This is a genomic window from Streptomyces sp. NPDC005266, assembly GCF_040607655.1.
GTDB lineage: Bacteria > Actinomycetota > Actinomycetes > Streptomycetales > Streptomycetaceae > Streptomyces.
Map to the genome: position 1 here is coordinate 50,475 of NZ_JBEXHC010000027.1, position 17,449 is coordinate 67,923.

At 72.1% G+C, this 17,449-nt stretch carries 15 protein-coding genes, 1 pseudogene and 1 riboswitch; of the genes and pseudogenes, 9 read left to right on the forward strand and 7 right to left on the reverse strand.

Annotated features, from left to right (window positions below; all coding sequences use genetic code 11):
- Window positions 1–82 precede the first annotated feature (82 nt).
- The 6 genes from ABZU99_RS31840 to ABZU99_RS31865 all read left to right on the forward strand — a co-directional run bounded on the left by ABZU99_RS31840 (window position 83) and on the right by ABZU99_RS31865 (window position 7,727).
- Entirely contained in the window at window positions 83–1,366 is a 1,284-nt protein-coding gene (locus tag ABZU99_RS31840) for a cytochrome P450 (RefSeq protein WP_356048456.1), read from the forward strand.
- 4 nt (window positions 1,367–1,370) lie between these two features.
- Window positions 1,371–1,495, forward strand: a riboswitch (cobalamin riboswitch).
- A 170-nt stretch (window positions 1,496–1,665) separates the two neighbouring features.
- The gene (locus ABZU99_RS31845) at window positions 1,666–2,940 is read left to right on the forward strand and encodes a prenyltransferase/squalene oxidase repeat-containing protein (RefSeq protein ID WP_355951344.1); all 1,275 of its coding nucleotides are present in this window, start codon (window positions 1,666–1,668) and stop codon (window positions 2,938–2,940) included.
- On the forward strand, window positions 2,940–3,620 hold the full coding sequence (locus tag ABZU99_RS31850) for an SCO2322 family protein (protein WP_355951347.1): 681 nt from the start codon (window positions 2,940–2,942) through the stop codon (window positions 3,618–3,620). The genes ABZU99_RS31845 and ABZU99_RS31850 overlap by 1 nt, the downstream gene beginning before the upstream one ends.
- Window positions 3,617–4,975, forward strand: a complete 1,359-nt coding sequence (locus ABZU99_RS31855) for an energy-coupling factor transporter transmembrane protein EcfT (RefSeq protein WP_356048458.1) — start codon at window positions 3,617–3,619, stop codon at window positions 4,973–4,975. Before ABZU99_RS31850 ends, ABZU99_RS31855 begins: the two co-directional genes overlap by 4 nt.
- Window positions 4,972–6,597, forward strand: coding sequence for an ATP-binding cassette domain-containing protein (locus tag ABZU99_RS31860; protein WP_356048460.1), 1,626 nt, complete (start codon window positions 4,972–4,974; stop codon window positions 6,595–6,597). Before ABZU99_RS31855 ends, ABZU99_RS31860 begins: the two co-directional genes overlap by 4 nt.
- Before the next feature lie 329 nt (window positions 6,598–6,926).
- Complete coding sequence (locus ABZU99_RS31865) at window positions 6,927–7,727, forward strand: ECF transporter S component (protein ID WP_356048462.1); 801 nt, start codon at window positions 6,927–6,929, stop codon at window positions 7,725–7,727.
- Between the two features lie 30 nt (window positions 7,728–7,757).
- On the opposite strand, the gene ABZU99_RS31870 is transcribed toward ABZU99_RS31865, so the two are convergent.
- A complete protein-coding gene (locus ABZU99_RS31870; protein WP_355951355.1) occupies window positions 7,758–8,195 on the reverse strand; it encodes a nuclear transport factor 2 family protein in 438 nt (145 codons plus the stop codon).
- A 113-nt stretch (window positions 8,196–8,308) separates the two neighbouring features.
- Between ABZU99_RS31870 and ABZU99_RS31875 the strand changes: the two genes are divergently transcribed.
- On the forward strand, window positions 8,309–8,899 hold the full coding sequence (locus ABZU99_RS31875; RefSeq protein WP_355951358.1) for a TetR family transcriptional regulator: 591 nt from the start codon (window positions 8,309–8,311) through the stop codon (window positions 8,897–8,899).
- Window positions 8,900–8,908: 9 nt separating this feature from the next.
- Here ABZU99_RS31875 and ABZU99_RS31880 read toward each other — a convergent pair whose 3' ends face one another.
- Window positions 8,909–10,078 (reverse strand): steroid 3-ketoacyl-CoA thiolase, encoded by a 1,170-nt coding sequence (locus ABZU99_RS31880; protein WP_355951361.1) that lies wholly within the window; start codon window positions 10,076–10,078, stop codon window positions 8,909–8,911.
- A 225-nt stretch (window positions 10,079–10,303) separates the two neighbouring features.
- Here ABZU99_RS31880 and ABZU99_RS31885 point away from each other — a divergent pair.
- Window positions 10,304–10,647 (forward strand): annotated as a pseudogene (locus ABZU99_RS31885) (steroid C27-monooxygenase); the annotation flags it as partial.
- A 102-nt stretch (window positions 10,648–10,749) separates the two neighbouring features.
- On the opposite strand, the gene ABZU99_RS31890 reads toward ABZU99_RS31885, so the two are convergent.
- Both ABZU99_RS31890 and ABZU99_RS31895 read right to left on the reverse strand, forming a co-directional pair.
- Window positions 10,750–12,009 (reverse strand): PP2C family protein-serine/threonine phosphatase, encoded by a 1,260-nt coding sequence (locus ABZU99_RS31890; protein WP_356048465.1) that lies wholly within the window; start codon window positions 12,007–12,009, stop codon window positions 10,750–10,752.
- 175 nt (window positions 12,010–12,184) lie between these two features.
- Complete coding sequence (locus ABZU99_RS31895; RefSeq protein WP_355951366.1) at window positions 12,185–12,469, reverse strand: hypothetical protein; 285 nt, start codon at window positions 12,467–12,469, stop codon at window positions 12,185–12,187.
- A gap of 166 nt (window positions 12,470–12,635) precedes the next feature.
- Between ABZU99_RS31895 and ABZU99_RS31900 the strand changes: the two genes are divergently transcribed.
- Window positions 12,636–13,244 carry an HD domain-containing protein gene (locus ABZU99_RS31900; protein ID WP_356048467.1) on the forward strand — a complete coding sequence of 203 codons (609 nt, stop codon included), beginning with the start codon at window positions 12,636–12,638 and terminating at the stop codon, window positions 13,242–13,244.
- Between the two features lie 8 nt (window positions 13,245–13,252).
- On the opposite strand, the gene ABZU99_RS31905 is transcribed toward ABZU99_RS31900, so the two are convergent.
- From ABZU99_RS31905 to ABZU99_RS31915, 3 genes are all read right to left on the reverse strand, one after another.
- The gene (locus tag ABZU99_RS31905) at window positions 13,253–13,942 is read right to left on the reverse strand and encodes a superoxide dismutase family protein (RefSeq protein WP_356048469.1); all 690 of its coding nucleotides are present in this window, start codon (window positions 13,940–13,942) and stop codon (window positions 13,253–13,255) included.
- Between the two features lie 104 nt (window positions 13,943–14,046).
- Complete coding sequence (locus ABZU99_RS31910; RefSeq protein ID WP_356048471.1) at window positions 14,047–16,113, reverse strand: bifunctional glycosyltransferase 87/phosphatase PAP2 family protein; 2,067 nt, start codon at window positions 16,111–16,113, stop codon at window positions 14,047–14,049.
- Window positions 16,114–16,409: 296 nt separating this feature from the next.
- Complete coding sequence (locus ABZU99_RS31915; RefSeq protein ID WP_355951486.1) at window positions 16,410–17,225, reverse strand: AraC family transcriptional regulator; 816 nt, start codon at window positions 17,223–17,225, stop codon at window positions 16,410–16,412.
- Between the last annotated feature and the right edge of the window lie 224 nt (window positions 17,226–17,449).

Here is a 17,449-nt window from a genome sequence, read left to right on the forward strand (position 1 = left end):
GGTGGCACATCACTTGACGGGACAACCACCCCACCCCCAGCGCAGACGGCGCCACGGACGGCGCGAACAATGGAGGCGACGCATGGAAGCCCAGCTCCCGCCCTTCGTTCTCGACCCCACAGGACGCGACATCCACGGCGAAGGCGCCCGGCTCCGGGAACGGGGCCCGGCGACGCCGGTGGAGCTCCCGGGAGGGGTGACGGCGTGGTCGGTCACCGACCCCGAGCTCCTCAAACAGCTGTTGACCGACCCGCGCATATCGAAGGACGCCCACCGGCACTGGCCGCGGTTCATCAAGGGTGAGATCCCTTTGTCGTGGCCGCTGATCACCTGGGTCGCCGTGGAGAACATGTTCACCGCCTACGGCGCCGACCACACCCGGCTCCGCAGGCTCGTCGCGAAGGGCTTCACCGGCCGCCGCACCGCCGTGCTCCGGCCGCGTATCGAACTCCTCGTGGCACATCTGCTGGACGGCCTCGCGGAGCGGGCCGCCGCCGCGCCCGGGGACGCGGTGGATGTGAAGGCCGCGTACTGCTACCCGATCCCGATCGGGGTCATCTGCGAGCTGATCGGCCTGCCCGAGGGCGAGATGCGCGAGCGTGAGCGCGCGTTCGTGGACACCATGTTCCGGACGAACGCGGCACCGGAGGAGGTCATCGCCGCCAACGAGGGCCATCAGCGCATCCTGCGCGAGCTCGTCGCGCTCAAGCGGCGCACACCCGCCGACGACATCGTCAGCGATCTCATCGCCGCACGCGACAAGGACGGCTCCCGGCTGAACGAGCAGGAGCTCGCCGACACCGTGGGGCTGCTCATCGCCGCCGGCTACGAGACGACGGTGCAACTGCTCGACAACGCGATCCACGCCATGCTGACCCATCCGGAGCAGTTCGCCCTGGTCCGCCGGGGCAAGGCGTCCTGGGACGACGTGATCGAGGAGACGCTGCGGGCACAGCCCCCGCTGGCGCATCTGCCGCTGCGCTTCGCCGTGGAGGACGTCGACGCCGGTGAGGGCGTCGTCATCAAGAAGGGCGACGCGGTCCTGGCGTCCTACGCGGCGGCCAACCGCCACCCCCGGCTGCACGGCACCGACGCCGACCGGTTCGACATCACCCGGGCGGACAAGGAGCACCTGGCCTTCGGCTACGGCATGCACTACTGCCTGGGCGCACCGCTGGCCCGGCTGGAGGCCCGGATCGCACTCCCCGCGCTGTTCGACCGCTTCCCTGACCTGGAGCTCGCCGTCCCGCCGCAGGCCCTCGAACCCGCACCGACCTTCATCTCCAACGGCCACCGGAGCCTGCCGGTGCTGCTGCGCGCGGAGGCGGACAGGGGGGCGGGCGGGCGGCAGGCGGCCGCCGGATAAGGTATCCGTAAAACTTCATTCGCGCCCGTTCGGGGGAAGTCGGTGGGAATCCGACGCTGACCCGCAACCGTGAGTACGGCCCTCGGGGACGTATGAGCCGGAACACCAGGGCGGGCGCGACGCAGGCTCCCGTCGTCCCGGGCACCGGGGCGGCACCGTCGAGGGATGCGGAGCTGAGCCGGGTGTCATCGTGTCGTGGCGGGGCGGATCGCTCCGCGCGTGGGTGGTCAGCCGTGCGCGGCCGCGCCCGTAGGCGGTCCGTCCCACCGCGGCGACAACGATCGAGAGGCACCACAGCCATGAACCTACGCCGCAGTGTGGCGGCTCTGTCCGTCTCCGCCGCCGTGTGCGGCGCAGTCGTCGCGCCCGCCGCCTTCGCCGACGGCCCGGCGCGCCCGGAGGGGCTATACGGTGCCAAGGACCCGAAGTTCGACGGCGTGTGGCGGCAGTCGCTCGCGCTGCTCGCCCAGGACGCGGTGGGCGTCACCCCGGCGAAGTCGGCTGTCGACTGGCTGGCCGGTCAGCAGTGCGCGGACGGCGGCTTCGGGGCCTACCGGGCGGACACCGCGAAGGCGTGCGAGCCGAAGAAGGGTGAGTTCACCGACGCGACCTCGGCGGCCGTGCAGGCGCTGGCGGCGGTGGGCGGGCAGTCCGACGCGGTGGAGAAGGGCATCGGCTGGCTGAAGCGGAACCAGAACGACGACGGCGGCTGGGGCATGAACCCCGGCGGGCCGACCGACGCGAACTCCACCTCGGTCGCGGTCGGCGCCTTCGCCGCTGCCGTGAAGGACCCGTCGAAGATCACCGCCGAGAAGGGCGGCAAGAGCCCGTACGACGCCCTGCTCGGGCTGCAGCTGGGATGCGCGGCCAAGGCGGGAGAGCGCGGGGCCTTCGCCTACCAGCCGGACAAGAGCGGGAACACCGGGAAGAACGCCAAGCTCGCCGCGAACACCCTGGCCACCGTGAGCGCCGCGCTGGCCGCCCAGGGCAAGGGCTTCGTCTTCGAGCCCGTCGGCGACGACACCCGCAAGAGCCCGGAGCCGATGGACTGCGAGGGCGGGGACGGCGGGGCCGGTACGCCCGAGGACGCGGCCGAGGCCGCCCTCGGCCATCTCTCCACCGCCCTGTCCGAGCACGACGGACACCTGATGTCCACGATGCCCGGCGCCAAGAACCAGCCCGACTTCGGCGCCACCGCCGACGCGGTCATGGCGCTCGCCGCCGGGAAGCACAGCGCCGCCGCGGGCAAGCCGCTCCAGTGGCTGCGGCGGAAGAACAGCGGCGCGGTGGCGTGGGCGAAGGGCGACCCGGGGGCCCTCGGCAAGCTGATCCTCGCGGCATACGCGACCGGCAGCGATCCGCGGAGCTTCGGGGGCGTCGACCTGGTGCGGCAGCTCAACGCCACGGGGCCGAAGCCCGAAGCGGTCGGCGGCTCGGGGGCCGAGTCGAGCACCAAGGCCAAGAAGGACGACGACGGCGGGATGACCAACGTCTGGTGGTTCGTGGGCGCCGGCGCGGCCGCGGGCATCGGCATCGGCTTCCTGCTCAGCGGCCGGAAGAAGCAGCAGTTCTGATGATCCTCGGGCACGTCGTGCGGTGCGCGGCCCGGTCGCTCCCCGCCGCGCTGCTGCTGGCCGCCTTGGGCGCGGCCCCCGCGCAGGCCGCCGAGGGGTATCGCTACTGGTCGTTCTGGCAGCGGGGCGGGGGCGGCTGGACGTACGCCACGCAGGGGCCCGCGTCGGCGCGGCCGGACGATGGCGACATGATCGGCTTCCGCTTCGCGGTCAGCGAGGACTCCCAGGACGCCGTACGGCCGCGTGGTTCGGCCGACTTCAAGGCGATCTGTACCGATACGCCCGCCAAGGGCGGCACCAAGCGGGTCGCGGTTGTCCTGGACTTCGGCACGAAGGCCGACGCGCCGGGTGGCGCGACCCCGCCGAAGGCGCGTACGGAGTGCGCGCGGGTCGGTGAGGGCGCGACGGCCGGGGACGCGCTGGCCGCCGTCGCCAAGCCGCTGCGCTACAACTCCGCCGCGCTGCTGTGCGCCATCGCCGGATACCCGACGTCGGGCTGCGGCGAGCAGATCGGCGAGAGCGACGGCAAGGCCGACGGCAACAGCGGGGGCAAGAACAGCGGCGAGAGCGGCGACAAGAGCGACAGCGGCGGCCCGTCGGCGGGGCTGCTCGGCGGTCTGGCCCTCGTCGTCGGGCTCGGGGCCGCGGCGGTGTGGCAGACGCGCCGCCGCCGGACATGAGCACGGCGGCACCGCGGACCGCCGACGCCACGCGCCGCGTCACGGCACGCACCCCGACCCGGGGCAACGCGCTGCACGCCGGCGCCTGGTGGCTGTGGGCGCTCGGGCTGGCCACGGCCGCGTCCCGGACCACCAATCCGCTGCTGCTCGGGCTGCTCATCGCCGTCGCGGGCTATGTCGTGGCGGTGCGCCGCACGGACGCGCCCTGGGCCCGCTCGTACACCGCCTTCCTCAAGCTCGGCCTGGTGGTGCTGGGGATCCGGCTGATCTTCGCGGTGTTCCTCGGCTCGCCGATCCCCGGCACCCGCGTGCTGTTCACGCTCCCCGAAGTCCCGGTTCCCGACTGGGCGCGGGGGGTGCGGATCGGCGGCCGGGTCGTGGCCGAGGGGCTGGTCTTCGCGCTGTACGACGGGCTGAAGCTGGCCACCCTGCTGATCTGCGTCGGCGCGGCGAACGCCCTGGCCAGCCCGGCCCGGCTGCTCAAGTCCCTGCCCGGCGCGCTGTACGAGGCGGGCGTCGCGGTCGTCGTGGCGATGACCTTCGCCCCCCACCTCGTCACGGACGTCCAGCGGCTGCGCGCGGCCCGCAGGTTGCGCGGGCGGCCCGACCGCGGGGCGAAGGCCCTGCTGCAGGTCGGGCTGCCGGTGCTGGAGGGCGCGCTGGAACGGTCGGTGGCCCTGGCAGCGGCGATGGACGCGCGCGGCTACGGCCGCACCGCGCGGGTCCCGCCCGCCGTACGCCGCACCACCACCGCCCTGACCCTGAGCGGGCTGCTCGGCGTCTGCTGCGGTACGTACGGGCTGCTGGCGGCGCAGGGCGCCGGCTACGGGCTGCCGCTGCTGCTCGCCGGGCTCGTCGCCGCGCTCGGCGGGCTGTGGCTGGGCGGCCGCCGCTCGGTGCGCAGCCGCCACCGGCCGGACCCGTGGGGCGCACGCGCGTGGCTGGTGTCGGGGTCGGGAGCGGCGGTCGCGGCGCTGATGATCTGGGCCGGGTCATCCGTACCGCAGTCCCTGCAGCCGTCCGTCGTCCCGCTCACGGCGCCGGCGCTGCCGCTGTGGCCGGCGGCGGCGGTGCTGATCGGGCTGGTCCCGGCGCTCGTGGCTCCGGCGCCCCCGGCCCCGGCCGGGACCTCGGCTCCGGCCGGGTCCTCGGCTCCGGCCGGGTCCTCGGCTCCGGGCCGGACACCAACCCCGGCCGCGCCGGCCGCCCCGGGACGCAGGCGGGGGCGGCGGCGCCCGGAACCCTCGGGTGCCGGGCCCGGTCCGCGCCCCGGCCGCACGGCCACGGAACGGCCGGCGCACGATGCCGCGCCGGACGGGCAACCCGACGCAGACTCCGAGGAGGCCACGCAGTGATCCGTTTCGAGCAGGTGTCCGTCACCTACGACGGCGCGGCGCGGCCCGCCCTGGCCGGGGTGGATCTGACCGTCCCCGAGGGGGAGCTGTGTCTGCTCGTCGGCCCGTCCGGGGTCGGCAAGTCGACACTTCTGGGCACCGTCCCGGGTCTCGTACCGCATTTCACCGGTGGCACGCTCCACGGCCGGGTCACGGTCGCGGGCCGGGACACCCGCACCCACAGGCCCCGGGAACTGGCCGATGTGGTCGGCACCGTGGGGCAGGACCCGCTCGCGCACTTCGTCACCGACACCGTCGAGGACGAACTCGCCTACGGCATGGAGTCGCTGGGCATCGCCCCGGACACCATGCGCCGCCGGGTCGAGGAGACGCTGGACCTCCTCGGCCTCGCCGAGCTGCGCGACCGCCCCCTCGCCGCGCTCTCCGGCGGGCAGCGGCAGCGCGTCGCGATCGGCTCGGTGCTCACCACCCACCCCCGGGTCCTGGTGCTCGACGAGCCGACCTCCGCGCTCGATCCGGCGGCGGCCGAGGAGGTGCTGGCCGTACTCCAGCGGCTGGTGCACGACCTCGGCACGACCGTACTGATGGCCGAACACCGCCTGGAGCGGGTGGTGCAGTACGCGGACCAGGTGATCCTGCTGCCCTCGCCCGGCGCCGTCCCGCTGGTCGGCGCGCCGGCCGAGATCATGCGCAGCTCCCCCGTCCAGCCGCCCGTGGTGGCCCTCGGCGGGCTCGCCGGGTGGCCGTCGCCGGTCCCTCTCTCCGTACGGGACGCGCGCCGCAGGGCGGGGCCGCTACGGGAGCGGCTGACGCCGCTCGCCCCGCGCCCGGTGGCCGATCCGGCGCCGGGCGAGCCGGTCGCCGAGGTGGCGCGGCTGTCCGTACGCCACGGCCGGACCGAGGCGCTGCGCGGGGTGGATCTGTCGGTGCGGCCGGGCGAGACGGTGGCGCTGATGGGACGCAACGGGGCCGGGAAGTCGACGCTGCTCGCGAGCCTGGTCGGGATGCACGAACCAGCCTCGGGGACGGTACGGGTCGGGACGGGGCCCAGCGTCGTACCGCATCGCACCCGGCCCGCCGAACTCCTGCGCCATGTGGGCCTGGTACCGCAGGAGCCGCGCGACCTGCTCTACGCGGACACGGTCGCCGCCGAGTGCGCGGCGGCCGACCAGGACGCGGGCGCGGCCCCGGGCACGTGCCGTGAGCTGGTCAGCCGGCTGCTCCCGGACGTGGCGGACGCCACCCATCCACGCGATCTGTCGGAGGGGCAGCGGCTCGCCCTGGCCCTGGCCGTGATCCTCACCGCCCGCCCGCCCCTGCTGTTGCTCGACGAGCCGACGCGCGGTCTCGACTACGCGGCGAAGGCCCGGCTGGTCGAGGTGGTGCGCGGGCTGGCGGCGGAGGGCCACGCCACCGTCCTGGCCACCCATGACGTCGAGCTGGCGGCCGAACTCGCCCATCGTGTCGTCATCCTGGCCGACGGCGAGGTGGTCGCGGACGGGCCCACGGCCGAGGTCGTCGTCTCCTCCCCCGCCTTCGCCCCGCAGGTGGCGAAGGTCCTGGCGCCGCTGCCCTGGCTGACGGTCCCCCAGGTACGCGAGGCGCTGGAGGCGGCGCGATGAGCGGGCCGCACGCGACGTCACCGGGTCGCGGCGCACGCCGGGGCCGCAGGGACGACCGCCGTACGCGCCAAGGCGCGACGAGCCAAGGCGCGACGGGCCGCGGCGGGACCGGCCGCGGCGGGACGGGCCAAGGCACGACGGGCCAAGGCACGACGGGCCGCGGCGCGAGGGGCCAAGGCGCGACAGGCCGCGGCGCGACGAGCCGCGGCGGGACGGGCCAAGGCGCGACGGGCCAAGGCGCGACGGGCCGCGGCCGGACGGGCCGCGGCCGGACGGGCCGCGGCGGGACGGGCCAGGACCCGGCGCCGGACCGGACACGCGGCGGTCGTGTGCGGGCCGTCCGCCTCGGCCCCCGCTCGGTCACGGCCCTGGCCCTCGTCTCCGCCATCGGCGTCGTCGCCTTCGGCTGGCCGCTGTTCGCACCGGGGGACTCCGGCATCACCACCCACGCGGCCGACGCGCCCTGGCTGTTCGCCGCGCTGCTGCCGCTGCTGCTGGCCGTGGTGGTGGCGACGATCGCGGACACCGGACTGGACGCGAAGGCCATCGCGATGATCGGCGTGCTGGCCGCGGCGGGCGCGGCACTGCGGCCGCTGGGCGCCGGGACGGCCGGGATCGAGCCGATGTTCTTCCTGATGGTGCTGTCGGGGCGGGTGCTCGGCCCCGGCTTCGGGTTTGTGCTCGGCGCCGTGTCGATGTTCGCGTCCGCGCTGCTCACGGGCGGGGTGGGGCCCTGGATGCCGTTCCAGATGCTGGCGATGGGGTGGGTCGCGATGGGCGCGGGCCTGCTGCCCGCCCCGGGCCTGCTCCGTGGCCGGGGCGAGTTGTTGCTGCTCGCCGGGTACGGAGCGGTGGCGTCCCTCTGCTACGGGACGGTCATGAACCTCCAGGGCTGGACGCTGATGCAGGGCATGGCCTCGGGGATCAGCTATGTGCCGGGCGATCCGCTCGGCGACAACCTCGCCCGCTTCCTCGCGTACTGCCTGGCCACCTCACTCGGCTGGGATGTGCCGCGCGCCGTGGTGACGGTGGCGCTGACCCTCACCCTCGGCGGCCCCCTCCTCAAGGCCCTGCGCCGTGCCACCCGCCGGGCCGCCTTCGAGGCGCCGGTCGTCTTCGACGGGCGGTGACGGGACGGGGCTACGGGTCCGGTGCGACCGTTACGTCAGCGACAGCCGTCCGGTCGCGCGGGCCACTCCCAGGCCGTCCATATAGTCGCGCGCGTGGACGACATGGCCGTCACGGACCCGGAGGACCACGATGCCGGGGATCCTGACCGGGTCACCGGTGGTCGCCATCGTTCCCAGGACGGTCTGCTCCACAACGACCACTCCGGCCTCCGCGGTGTCATGGATCACCACGTCCGCGACCTCGGCGACCTCCACCGGAGTCGCTCCCCATGCCGCCCGATAGCCGGCCCGGATCTCCTCGCGGCCATGGAAGCGCTCGGGCATTCCGGGCGCGAGAAACGGAAACTCATGGACGGCGTCGAGGGCATAGAGATCCGCCAGATCGTCGGCGGATTTATCGAGGATCGCACGGTGAAAGCGGGTCACGATCTCTCGCGCTCCGGCCGATGCCGCGGGGTTTTCGGGCATGAGGACGCACTCCGTTCATGGGGACAGCATTCGCTCAACACGCGTTGACTCAACAAGCGTAGAGCATGAGCGCCCGCGGTCAACAGCCGTGGAGCCATCGGTAGAGTCGTCCCGTGACCCCCTCCGGACTGTCCCGCGCCGACCGCCGCCGCCAGACCGAGCGGCGCATCCTTGCCGCCGCCCGTGAACTCTTTGCCGAGCGGGGGTTCGAGCGGACGACGATCCGGGCGGTCGCGGCGGCGGCGGAGATCGATCCGGCGCTGGTCATGCAGTACTTCGGATCGAAGCAGGAGCTGTTCTCGCAGGCGGTCCAGGTCATGCCGGTGAGCGGCGGCCCTTCACCGGCCACCGGCCCCGAGCAGGTGACCGAGCGGCTGCTGACCTCGCTCGGCATGAAGATCGGCGGACTGCCGGAGGCGTCGCTGGCGATGCTGCGCTCGATGCTCACGCACCCCGAGGCGGCCGAGACGGCGCGCGCCGCGCTCAACCACCAGATCGAGGAGGTGGCCTCCGCCATCGCCGCGACGACCGCCGCGAGCAATGAGGACGCACGCCTACGGGCCGCCCTTGCCATCACCGCCATGGTCGGCGTGACCATCGGCCATCAACTGCTCGACCTCGACGATCTGCGCGGCGCGTCCCCCGACGAGCTCGCCGCCGCCCTGCGCCCGGCGCTCCGTGCCCTGGTCACCGAGGCCGGCTGAGCACACCCGTCACAGCCGCTGAATGATCGTCCCTGTGGCGAGCCCGCCCCCGGCGCACATGGTGATCAGCGCGAACTCCTTGTCGGCGCGCTCCAGTTCATGCAGCGCCGTGGTGATCAAACGCGCTCCCGTGGCCCCCACCGGGTGGCCGAGCGCGATGGCGCCGCCGTTCACGTTCACCTTCTCCAGGTCCTGGTCGAAGACCTGCGCCCACGAGAGCACCACGGAGGCGAACGCCTCGTTGATCTCGACCAGATCGATGTCGTTCAGCGTCATACCGGCCTTGCCCAGCACCGCTCGGGTCGCGTCGATCGGGCCATCGAGATGGAAGTGCGGATCGGCACCGACCAGGGCCTGGGCCACGATCCGTGCGCGGGGGCGCAGTTTGAGGGCGCGGGCCATCCGCTTGGAGGCCCACAGCACCGCGCAGGCACCGTCGGAGATCTGGGAGGAGTTGCCCGCGGTGTGCACGGCGGTCGGCATGATGGGCCTCAGCCCGGCCAGCGCCTCCATGCTGGTGTCGCGCGGGCCCTCGTCCCGGTCGACGGCCCGCCACATGCCCTGCCCGGCCGCCTGCTCCTCCTCGGTCGTGGGCACCTGCACGGCGAAGGTCTCGCGCTTGAACCGCTCCTCCGCCCAGGCCCGCGCGGCCCGCTCCTGGGAGATGAGCCCGAGCGCGTCCACGTTCTCCCGGGTGAGCCCGCGGTGGCGGGCGATCCGCTCGGCCGCCTCGAACTGATTGGGCAGGTCCACGTTCCACTCGTCGGGGAACGGCTTGCCCGGCCCGTGCTTGGAGCCGCTGCCGAGCGGCACGCGCGACATGGCCTCGACCCCGCAGCCGATGCCGATGTCGATCACTCCGGCGGCCACCATGTTGGCCACCATGTGGTTGGCCTGCTGCGAGGAGCCGCACTGGCAGTCCACCGTCGTCGCCGCGGTCTCGTACGGCAGGCCCATCATCAGCCAGGCGGTGCGCGCGGGGTTCATCGACTGCTCGCCGGCGTGGGTGACCGTTCCGCCGACGATCTGCTCGACGCAGTCGGGCTGGATGCCGGTGCGGGCGAGGAGTTCGCGGTAGGTTTCGCCGAGCTGATAGGCGGGGTGGAGATTGGCGAGCGCGCCTCCGCGCTTGCCGATGGGGGTGCGTACGGCTTCGACGATGACGGGTTCCGCGGCCATGACTGTCTCGTCCTCTCCTCGCGTCCGCGGGGCCCCCGCAGCGCCCGCGCCCATAACTGGTACGCGTTCTAGCTACTCGCTCAGTCTGCTGAGGCCCGACCCGGCGGCGCAAGGGTCGTGCACGGGGTACGCGGAGCCCAAGTCGCCCCGTCGGCGGCAACAATGGCCGCCATTCGTCTTGCCACTTGTAGAACCCGTTACTACCTTCTGGGCGCTCGCGATGGACCGTCAGGTCTGGAGTGCGCCGGCTTCGGCGACGACGGCTACCGGGCCATCACCCGCCACGCCGACGTCAAGGAGGTCTCCACCCGGCCGGAGATCTTCTCCTCGCATCTCAACACCGCCATCATCCGCTTCCACGAGCACATCCAGCGCGACCAGATCGACGTCCAGAAGCTGATCATGCTGAATATGGACCCGCCCGAACTCACCCGAATCCGCCAGATCGTCCAGCGCGGCTTCACCCCCCGCGCGATCCGCGCCCTGAAGACGCGATGCGCGACCGCGCCGCACGGATCGTGGCCGGGGCTAGGGAGAGCGGCAGCGGGGACTTCGTCACCGACGTCGCCTGAGAACTGCTGGGGTGCCGCGCCGGGACGACATGCGCCGCAGGATCATTCCTGGCGCTGGCCGTGGCGCCGGCCCCGCCCACGACATGGCGAGGACTGCTGTCAGCCCGGGGTTTCGGGGAGCCCGACGAGGGTTTGGATCTCACGGGGGTCGAAGGGAGTCCGGCCGTGCCATTGCACAAGAGTGACGGTCGCGTCGTCGCGGAGCCGACCGTGATGGTAGGCGAGGACGTCGCGCATAAGGCGGCGCAGTGTCTCGGGCATGGGCATGCCGTGGTCGAGCGAGCGGACGACGAAGTTCAGGAAGCGATCGAGGCCGAACTCCTGGCCGTCGGGTCCACGGGCCTCGGTGATGCCGTCGGTGTGGAGCAGGAGCAGGTCGCCGGGTTCGAGCCGGTCACGGCAGAGCGAGACGTCGAGGCCCACATCGGTGCCCATGGGCGGGGTGGGCGGGCAGTCGAGAACGGTGACATGACGCCTGCCCCAAATGATCACCGGTGGGTGGTGGCCGCGGTTGATCCAGCTGAGATCGCCGCTGTTCAGGTTCAGGTCGGCCAGGATACCGGTGGTGTAGCGGCACGTCCCGAACTGCTCTATCAGGGTCCGCTCGATGGCCTCGCTCGCACCGACCAAGCCGGCACGCCGGCGACGGCTGTTCCGGCACGCCGCGACCGCGAGATTGGCTGTCAGGCCGGCCGCTGTGTCGTGGCCCATCGCGTCGAAGATTTCAAGGTGGAGGACGTCATCGTCAATGGCGTAGTCGAAGGCGTCACCGCTTATCTCGTAGGCGGGCTCCAGCACGGCGCAGATCGCTATCCGCTCGGTGGCGAACGTCAACGGTGGCATCAGATGCCACTGCATCTCCGCGGCCACGTTCATCGAGCGTGTGCGCACCAGGCGGGCATGTGAGTCGCTCATCCCGCGCTTGCTGACCACGATCAGCGCCACAAGCCCCGCCAGCAGCCACATGTCCTTCTTGACCTGCTCGCTGTCGGCTTCGACGGTGACCAGCAGCACCCCCAGCCGTTCCGTGCCATCCAGCAGCGGGACCCACCATCGCCTCGCCCCGTGGGCACCGGGCGAAGGCGCCGCCATCAGTTGCCCGCGCTGGAACACTTCCCCTGCCGCGCTGCCCTCGACCGGCAGCGTCGCTTCGGTGCCGCCGGCCCCGCCACCGTCCGGACCACGCCCGACCCGGGACAAGACATCCTGTTCAAGATCGACCAAGTAGATCAAGACGTCCTGCAATCCTGCACACGAGGCACACCGGGCCACTTTCCGGGGCAACTCCTCCAAGCTCATCAGATGGCTACCGGTCACCAGGTCGGCCAACATCTGGCTACTGCCGGATACCGCGCTCATCCAAGGTCACTCTCCTCACCCTGGGCCTCCAGCATTCCCGCTGTCATGCACATCGCAGCGTTGGGGCACGGCCCCTCGGGGCCGCGCCCTTGCACGCTCAACGGTGAGTGGCACTGCTGGGCACCCTCCGGTGAGCCCCTGCCCGGCCCCCAGGCGACCGCGCGCCGGCGTCGTGCTATGCGGTCCCTGCCATCTGCCGCTTTCGCTCCCCATCCGCGTGAGCCTTGCCCATCAACGAGCCTTCCTCCTGCTCGTAGTGCGACAGGGCGATGCCCAGACCGAAGAACGTGGGCGCCCACTCACCGACGAAGATGCCCCAGCGGTCGGCACGGTCGAGTCCGGCACCGGGTTCGGCTCGGAGGGAGGCAGCCCAGGTCAGTATGGAAAGCCCGATGGAGACGACGGCGGCGGTGTAGGCGTGCTCGCTCCGCAGGCCCACGTCGTGCAACTTCTTGATCATGACAAACCCCTTCAGGAGATCCCCCCTGGGTTCACCCCCGTGTGCCCACTTCATGGCGAGTGACGCGGCGCCAACCCAGGCGATCAGGACGGCCAGTCGTCACCTGCGCGGCCCGTTCCGCGCTCGGAGGCCCGTAACCTTCCCGCGCGGGGGCACACTGACCGCCATGAGCGACACGAACGGCCCGCACCCCACGGAACGCGATCCGCGAAGACTCTTCGAGTTCATAGCCCTCACCGCCCGCCTTCGCGATATCGAACGCCCCAACAACGCCACCCCGCTCCGCAAGGAGAGCGTCGCCGAGCACTCCTGGCATCTGGCGCTGGTCAGCTGGATCCTGCACGCCGAGTTCGAGCGCGAGGCCGGCTACCGCATCGACCTCACCAAGATGCTCAAGATGTGCCTGATGCACGACCTCGTTGAAATCGACGCAATGGACGCGACGGACGCGACGGACGTGACCGCGCGCTTCGCCTCGCTGCCGGGTGCGCTCGGATTCGAGCTACTGGAGCTGTGGCACGAGTACGAGGAGGGCAGCACGCCCGAGGCATGCCTGGTGCGCGGTGTGGACCGGCTCAACCCCGCCCTGATGCGCTATCTGACCGGCCAGGGCTGGCACGACATGGCCATCGACAGCCATGCGCCCGTGGACGCCGAGGCGCTGGACCGGCAGCAGCTCCCCCGGGTCCAGGTGAGCGGGACGCTGCGCGCGCTGTACGAGGAGATCAGGAACGCGTCGGTGGCGTCCGGACTGCTGCCCAGCCACGCCCCCTGACCGGCACGCTACTTGAAGGGCACGTTGATGCACGCCACCCGGTCGCCGGCCATGCCCGCCTTGCCCGCCTTGGTGCTGGTCGCATGTTCGTGGATCACGACCGAGCGCGCCTCACCGGGCCTGAAGTGCCACTTCACGAAGGACTGGGAGCGGCCGTCGCCGCTCCCGTTCGTGGTGAGGTCCAGCCACACCTCATTGCGCGGGTTGGCGTACGTGGGGTTGACCGACGGCTGCTTCGGGTCCTTCGCGTTCTGGTAGTGCGGCCCCGACGAGTCGGGCTTGGTGCCGCACGGCTTCGTATGGACGTGGATCCCGAAGTGGTGGTGCGGCGCGACGCCGCGCAGGGCCAGGAAGACGTACGTACCGCGGTACTTCTCGTGGTCTCGACCGCCGTGGTCATGCCCCTCGCCGTGGTCATGCTCCTCGCCGTGGTCATGCCCCTCGCCGTGGTGATACTTCTCGTGGTGGTCGTGCGTCCCGTGCGGAAAGCGCAGCTCCGCCACGACCACCGCTGCCGTCGTGGGCACGAGCCGCTTGTCGTACGTCACCGCGCCGGCCTGCTGGGCCTGGGAAGCCGGCTGGAACCGCTCAAGGACGAAGGCCGAGGGGTTCGGCGTGGTGGCGGCGGGTGATGACGCCACCGGTGACACGATGGCCATCGACGCCGCCACCGCCGCAGCGGCCGTTACCAGGGACATCCTTGATCCCTCCTTGGTCGGGACCCCCGAAGCTGCCTGGTGTTGTTCACCCCTTTTCACCACGCTAGACCCGTGGGTCACACCGTTCAACGCGAGGCGTCGGCTCAACGCGAGGCGTCGGCCCGCTCCCCGGCCGGGGCCACCACGGCGGCCTCGGCGGATCGGGTGGATTCCGGGGATCGCTCAGCGTCCGCCGCCTCCCCGCTCCGTGGCCGTACGACCCCCCGCACCCGGCCCACCACACCGCTCACCGTCTCCGTCAGCGGCCCCGGTACCTCCTCGACGGGCCGCCTGCCGATCCCCAGCAGCACATACTGCAGCCCGAATCCGGCGGTCACGATGGCCGCGCCGCCGATCGCGTCGAGCACATAGTGGTTCGCGGTGCCCACGATGACCGCCGTGGTCAGCAGCGGGTACAGCATCCCGAGCACCTTCGCCCAGACGTACGGCGCCACGATCGCGATGACCACCCCGCACCACAGCGACCACCCCACATGCAGCGAGGGCATGGCCGCGTACTGGTTGGACAGCTTGGTCAGCGCGCCGAAGTCCGGGTTGTTCAGATCCTGCGGGCCATGCGCCGTATCCACGTAGCCGAGTCCCATCAGTCGCGGCGGGGCCAGCGGATAGAGCCAGAAGCCGACCAGGGCGAGCAGCGTGGCGAAGGCCAGCGGCGTACGAGCCCATCGGTACGTCGCCGGGCGGCGCAGATACAGCCAGCCCAGCAGGGACAGCGGAATCAGGAAGTGGAAGGTGCTGTAGTACCAGTTCATGAAGTGCTTCAGCCATGACGTGTCCGCCACGATGGCGTTGAACCAGTGCTCGATGTCGATGTGCAGCCAGCCCTCAAGGGTCAGCACCTGGTGACCGTGGCCCTCGGCGACGCTGCGTTCGTCGGGCGCGTGGCCGCGGATCCACGAGTAGGCGAAGTAGCCGACGCGGATCAGCATCAGTTCGAGCATCAGATTGGGCCGGGACAGCGGCCGCTTGACGATCCGCAGCAGCGGCACCCAACCCAACCGGCTCTTCTCGGGCTCCGCGACCGGCGTCGGGACCGGGTTGTCCCACTGCGGCGAGGTACGGGAGAGGAACGGCACCAGACAGGCGGCGGCGAGCGCGGCCAGCAGGGGCGCGTTGTAGCCGACATGGCCGAGGACCTCGATGTCGGGCAGCAGCGCGGTGCGGTTCAGCGTCATCGCCAGCACCACCAGCACCGGCCAGACCAGCCGGTCCGAGGCCCGCCGGCCGACCCGGCCGACGACGGCGAGCAGGATCCACAGCTGCTGGTACTGCCATGAGGTGGGCGAGACCGCGAGCGCCACGCTGCCCGTGATGGCCGCGGCCAGCAGCAACTGTCCGTCCTCGGCGTAGCGCGCCGCGCGCCGCAGGCCGATCACCGCGACGGTGACCGCGAGCATCGCCAGCAGCGCCAGCTCGACCGGGCCCTCCAGCCCGATGCGCAGCAGCAGTCCGTGCAGGGACTGGTTGGCCAGGCTGTCGGCGGGCGCGCCGAGCCCGGCGCCGCCGATGTGGTGCACCCAGTACGTCCAGGAGTCGCGCGGCATCGCCGCCCAGGCGAGCGCGGTGCACACGGCGAAGGTGGCACCGGCGAGCACCGCGGCACGGCGCCGACCGACGAACCACATCACGACGGCGAACAGCAGCAGCGCGGGCTGCAGCGACGCAGCGACGCCGATGAGGACGCCCGCCTGCCGCCCGGAGGTCCTGGGCAGCACGGTGAGGACGACCAGGAGCACCGGGATGATGCTGGTCTGACCGAGCGTGAAGGTGTTCCGTACCGGCAGCGAGAGCACCAGCAGGCAGATGGCCAGCGGCGCGGCGAGCAGCTGGGTGCGGCGGGAGACCGGGCCCGGCAGGGCGCGGGCCGCGACCAGGCCGAGGGCCACGACCAGCAGCAGGGTCCCGAAGGTCCAGGCGACGCCGAGACTCTGTTCGGCGGCCCGGGTGAGCGGCTTGAGGACGAGCCCGGAGAAGGGGGTGCCGGTGAAGGCGTCCCCGTCGTACAGCGACCCGCTGACATGCAGCACGCCGCGGTCGCCGATCCAGGTCTCCAGGTCGGTCAGCCGTTCGTTGGGCGGCAGCCGCAGCACCGCCGCGGCCTGACGGGCCGCCAGCAGGCCGGCCAGCAGCCACAGGGCGGCGAGCCCCATCCTGGTCCGTGACGTCCGTGCCCCGACGGCACCGGGGCCCGGCCCCGTGCCCGGGGTTCGCCCCAGTCCGCTTCGCTCCACGTTCGCCACGCCCTGCCGCTCCCCCACTCGCCCTCTTCACCTATCTGGATATTTGAGACCCTACTGAGCCCTCTCCTCAGACGCGCCACACCCCCTCTTCACCTGACCGTCGTCCTGGGTTGTCCGAAAGCTGTCAGGCTTTGGCGGGGTTCTTGCGCTCGGCTGTGCCGCTCGGCTGTGCCGCTCGGGTGTGCGTCGTACGGTCTGGGCCAATTTCACCAGGGGTGCGGGGTGCGCGGCGAATCGGGACCCGCCGCGCGCTGAAATGTCCCCGGGGTGACCCCGAAGCAGCGCACGAACCAGCGGTGGAAGTGGCTCTGGTCGGCGAACCCCGCCTCGGCCGCTGCCTCCGCCGCCGTACGGCCCGCCACCAGCAGCCCGCGCGCCCGGCGCAGCCGCAACTGCCGCTGGAAGTCGCTCGGCGCCATCCCGTACTCGGCGCGGAACGCCCGGTACAGCGCGAACCGGCTGCACCCGGCCGCCTCGGCGAGCCGCGCCGCCGGGATCTCCTCCGTGTACCCGTTCTCCAGCACCGCCCGCGCCCGCCGCGCGGCCCGCGCCTGCCCGCCGCCACCGGCCGGCCACGCACGGGCCCGTACGGAACGCGTGGCGCTGCGCCGCACCATCGCCCCCACGGCGGCGGTCAGCCGCTCGTCCCGCACCAGCGGCCCCGCGCCGTCGACCAGCGCCGTGTGCAGCCGCAACAGGGCGCGCGCGAGGACGGGGTCGGACAGCACGGGCTGATCGAAGAGCGGCAGGCCGACCCGGCTGTCCACCGTGTCGGCCGCATCGGCGAGGACATTCCTCACCACATCGGGACCGAAGTGCACGATGCGGTACTTGTAGCCGAGCTCGGCCGCCGCCTCCCCGTCATGCGGATCGTCCGGGTTGAACACCATCACCATGCCCGCCCCACTGGTGCGCAGCGCACCCCGGCACCGGAAGCGCTGGGCGCCGATCTCGGTGACGGCGAAGGAGTAGGCGTCATGGCTGTGCGGATGGAAGCGATGGCTGAAGAAGTGCGCGTGCATGGCCTCGACGGACCGATCGGGATCCCGCCAGTACCGGGCCCAGTCCTCCCGGCCCCTCTCCCCCTCGCCGACTGCGGTCACGGTCCTATTGTGCCGTGTCACGCCGACAGGAAGAGCGTTAACCATATGTCACATTAACCACCACTGCACCCAATAGCCTATTGCGCGCCTTTTAACACGTCCTTTACATCGCATTCAATCGGCTCATCCCCCCACCCTAGGAG

Bases quoted from the DNA above. Each gene is read 5' to 3' on its own strand.
- ABZU99_RS31915 (WP_355951486.1), bottom strand. From the start codon at position 17,225: ATGCACGCGCACTTCTTCAGCCATCGCTTCCATCCGCACAGCCATGAC.
- ABZU99_RS31900 (WP_356048467.1), top strand. From the start codon at position 12,636: ATGAGCGACACGAACGGCCCGCACCCCACGGAACGCGATCCGCGAAGA.
- ABZU99_RS31905 (WP_356048469.1), bottom strand. From the start codon at position 13,942: ATGTCCCTGGTAACGGCCGCTGCGGCGGTGGCGGCGTCGATGGCCATC.
- ABZU99_RS31895 (WP_355951366.1), bottom strand. From the start codon at position 12,469: ATGATCAAGAAGTTGCACGACGTGGGCCTGCGGAGCGAGCACGCCTAC.
- ABZU99_RS31850 (WP_355951347.1), top strand. From the start codon at position 2,940: ATGATCCTCGGGCACGTCGTGCGGTGCGCGGCCCGGTCGCTCCCCGCC.
- ABZU99_RS31910 (WP_356048471.1), bottom strand. From the start codon at position 16,113: ATGGGGCTCGCCGCCCTGTGGCTGCTGGCCGGCCTGCTGGCGGCCCGT.
- ABZU99_RS31880 (WP_355951361.1), bottom strand. From the start codon at position 10,078: ATGGCCGCGGAACCCGTCATCGTCGAAGCCGTACGCACCCCCATCGGC.
- ABZU99_RS31840 (WP_356048456.1), top strand. From the start codon at position 83: ATGGAAGCCCAGCTCCCGCCCTTCGTTCTCGACCCCACAGGACGCGAC.
- ABZU99_RS31870 (WP_355951355.1), bottom strand. From the start codon at position 8,195: ATGCCCGAAAACCCCGCGGCATCGGCCGGAGCGCGAGAGATCGTGACC.
- ABZU99_RS31890 (WP_356048465.1), bottom strand. From the start codon at position 12,009: ATGAGCGCGGTATCCGGCAGTAGCCAGATGTTGGCCGACCTGGTGACC.
- ABZU99_RS31855 (WP_356048458.1), top strand. From the start codon at position 3,617: ATGAGCACGGCGGCACCGCGGACCGCCGACGCCACGCGCCGCGTCACG.
- ABZU99_RS31845 (WP_355951344.1), top strand. From the start codon at position 1,666: ATGAACCTACGCCGCAGTGTGGCGGCTCTGTCCGTCTCCGCCGCCGTG.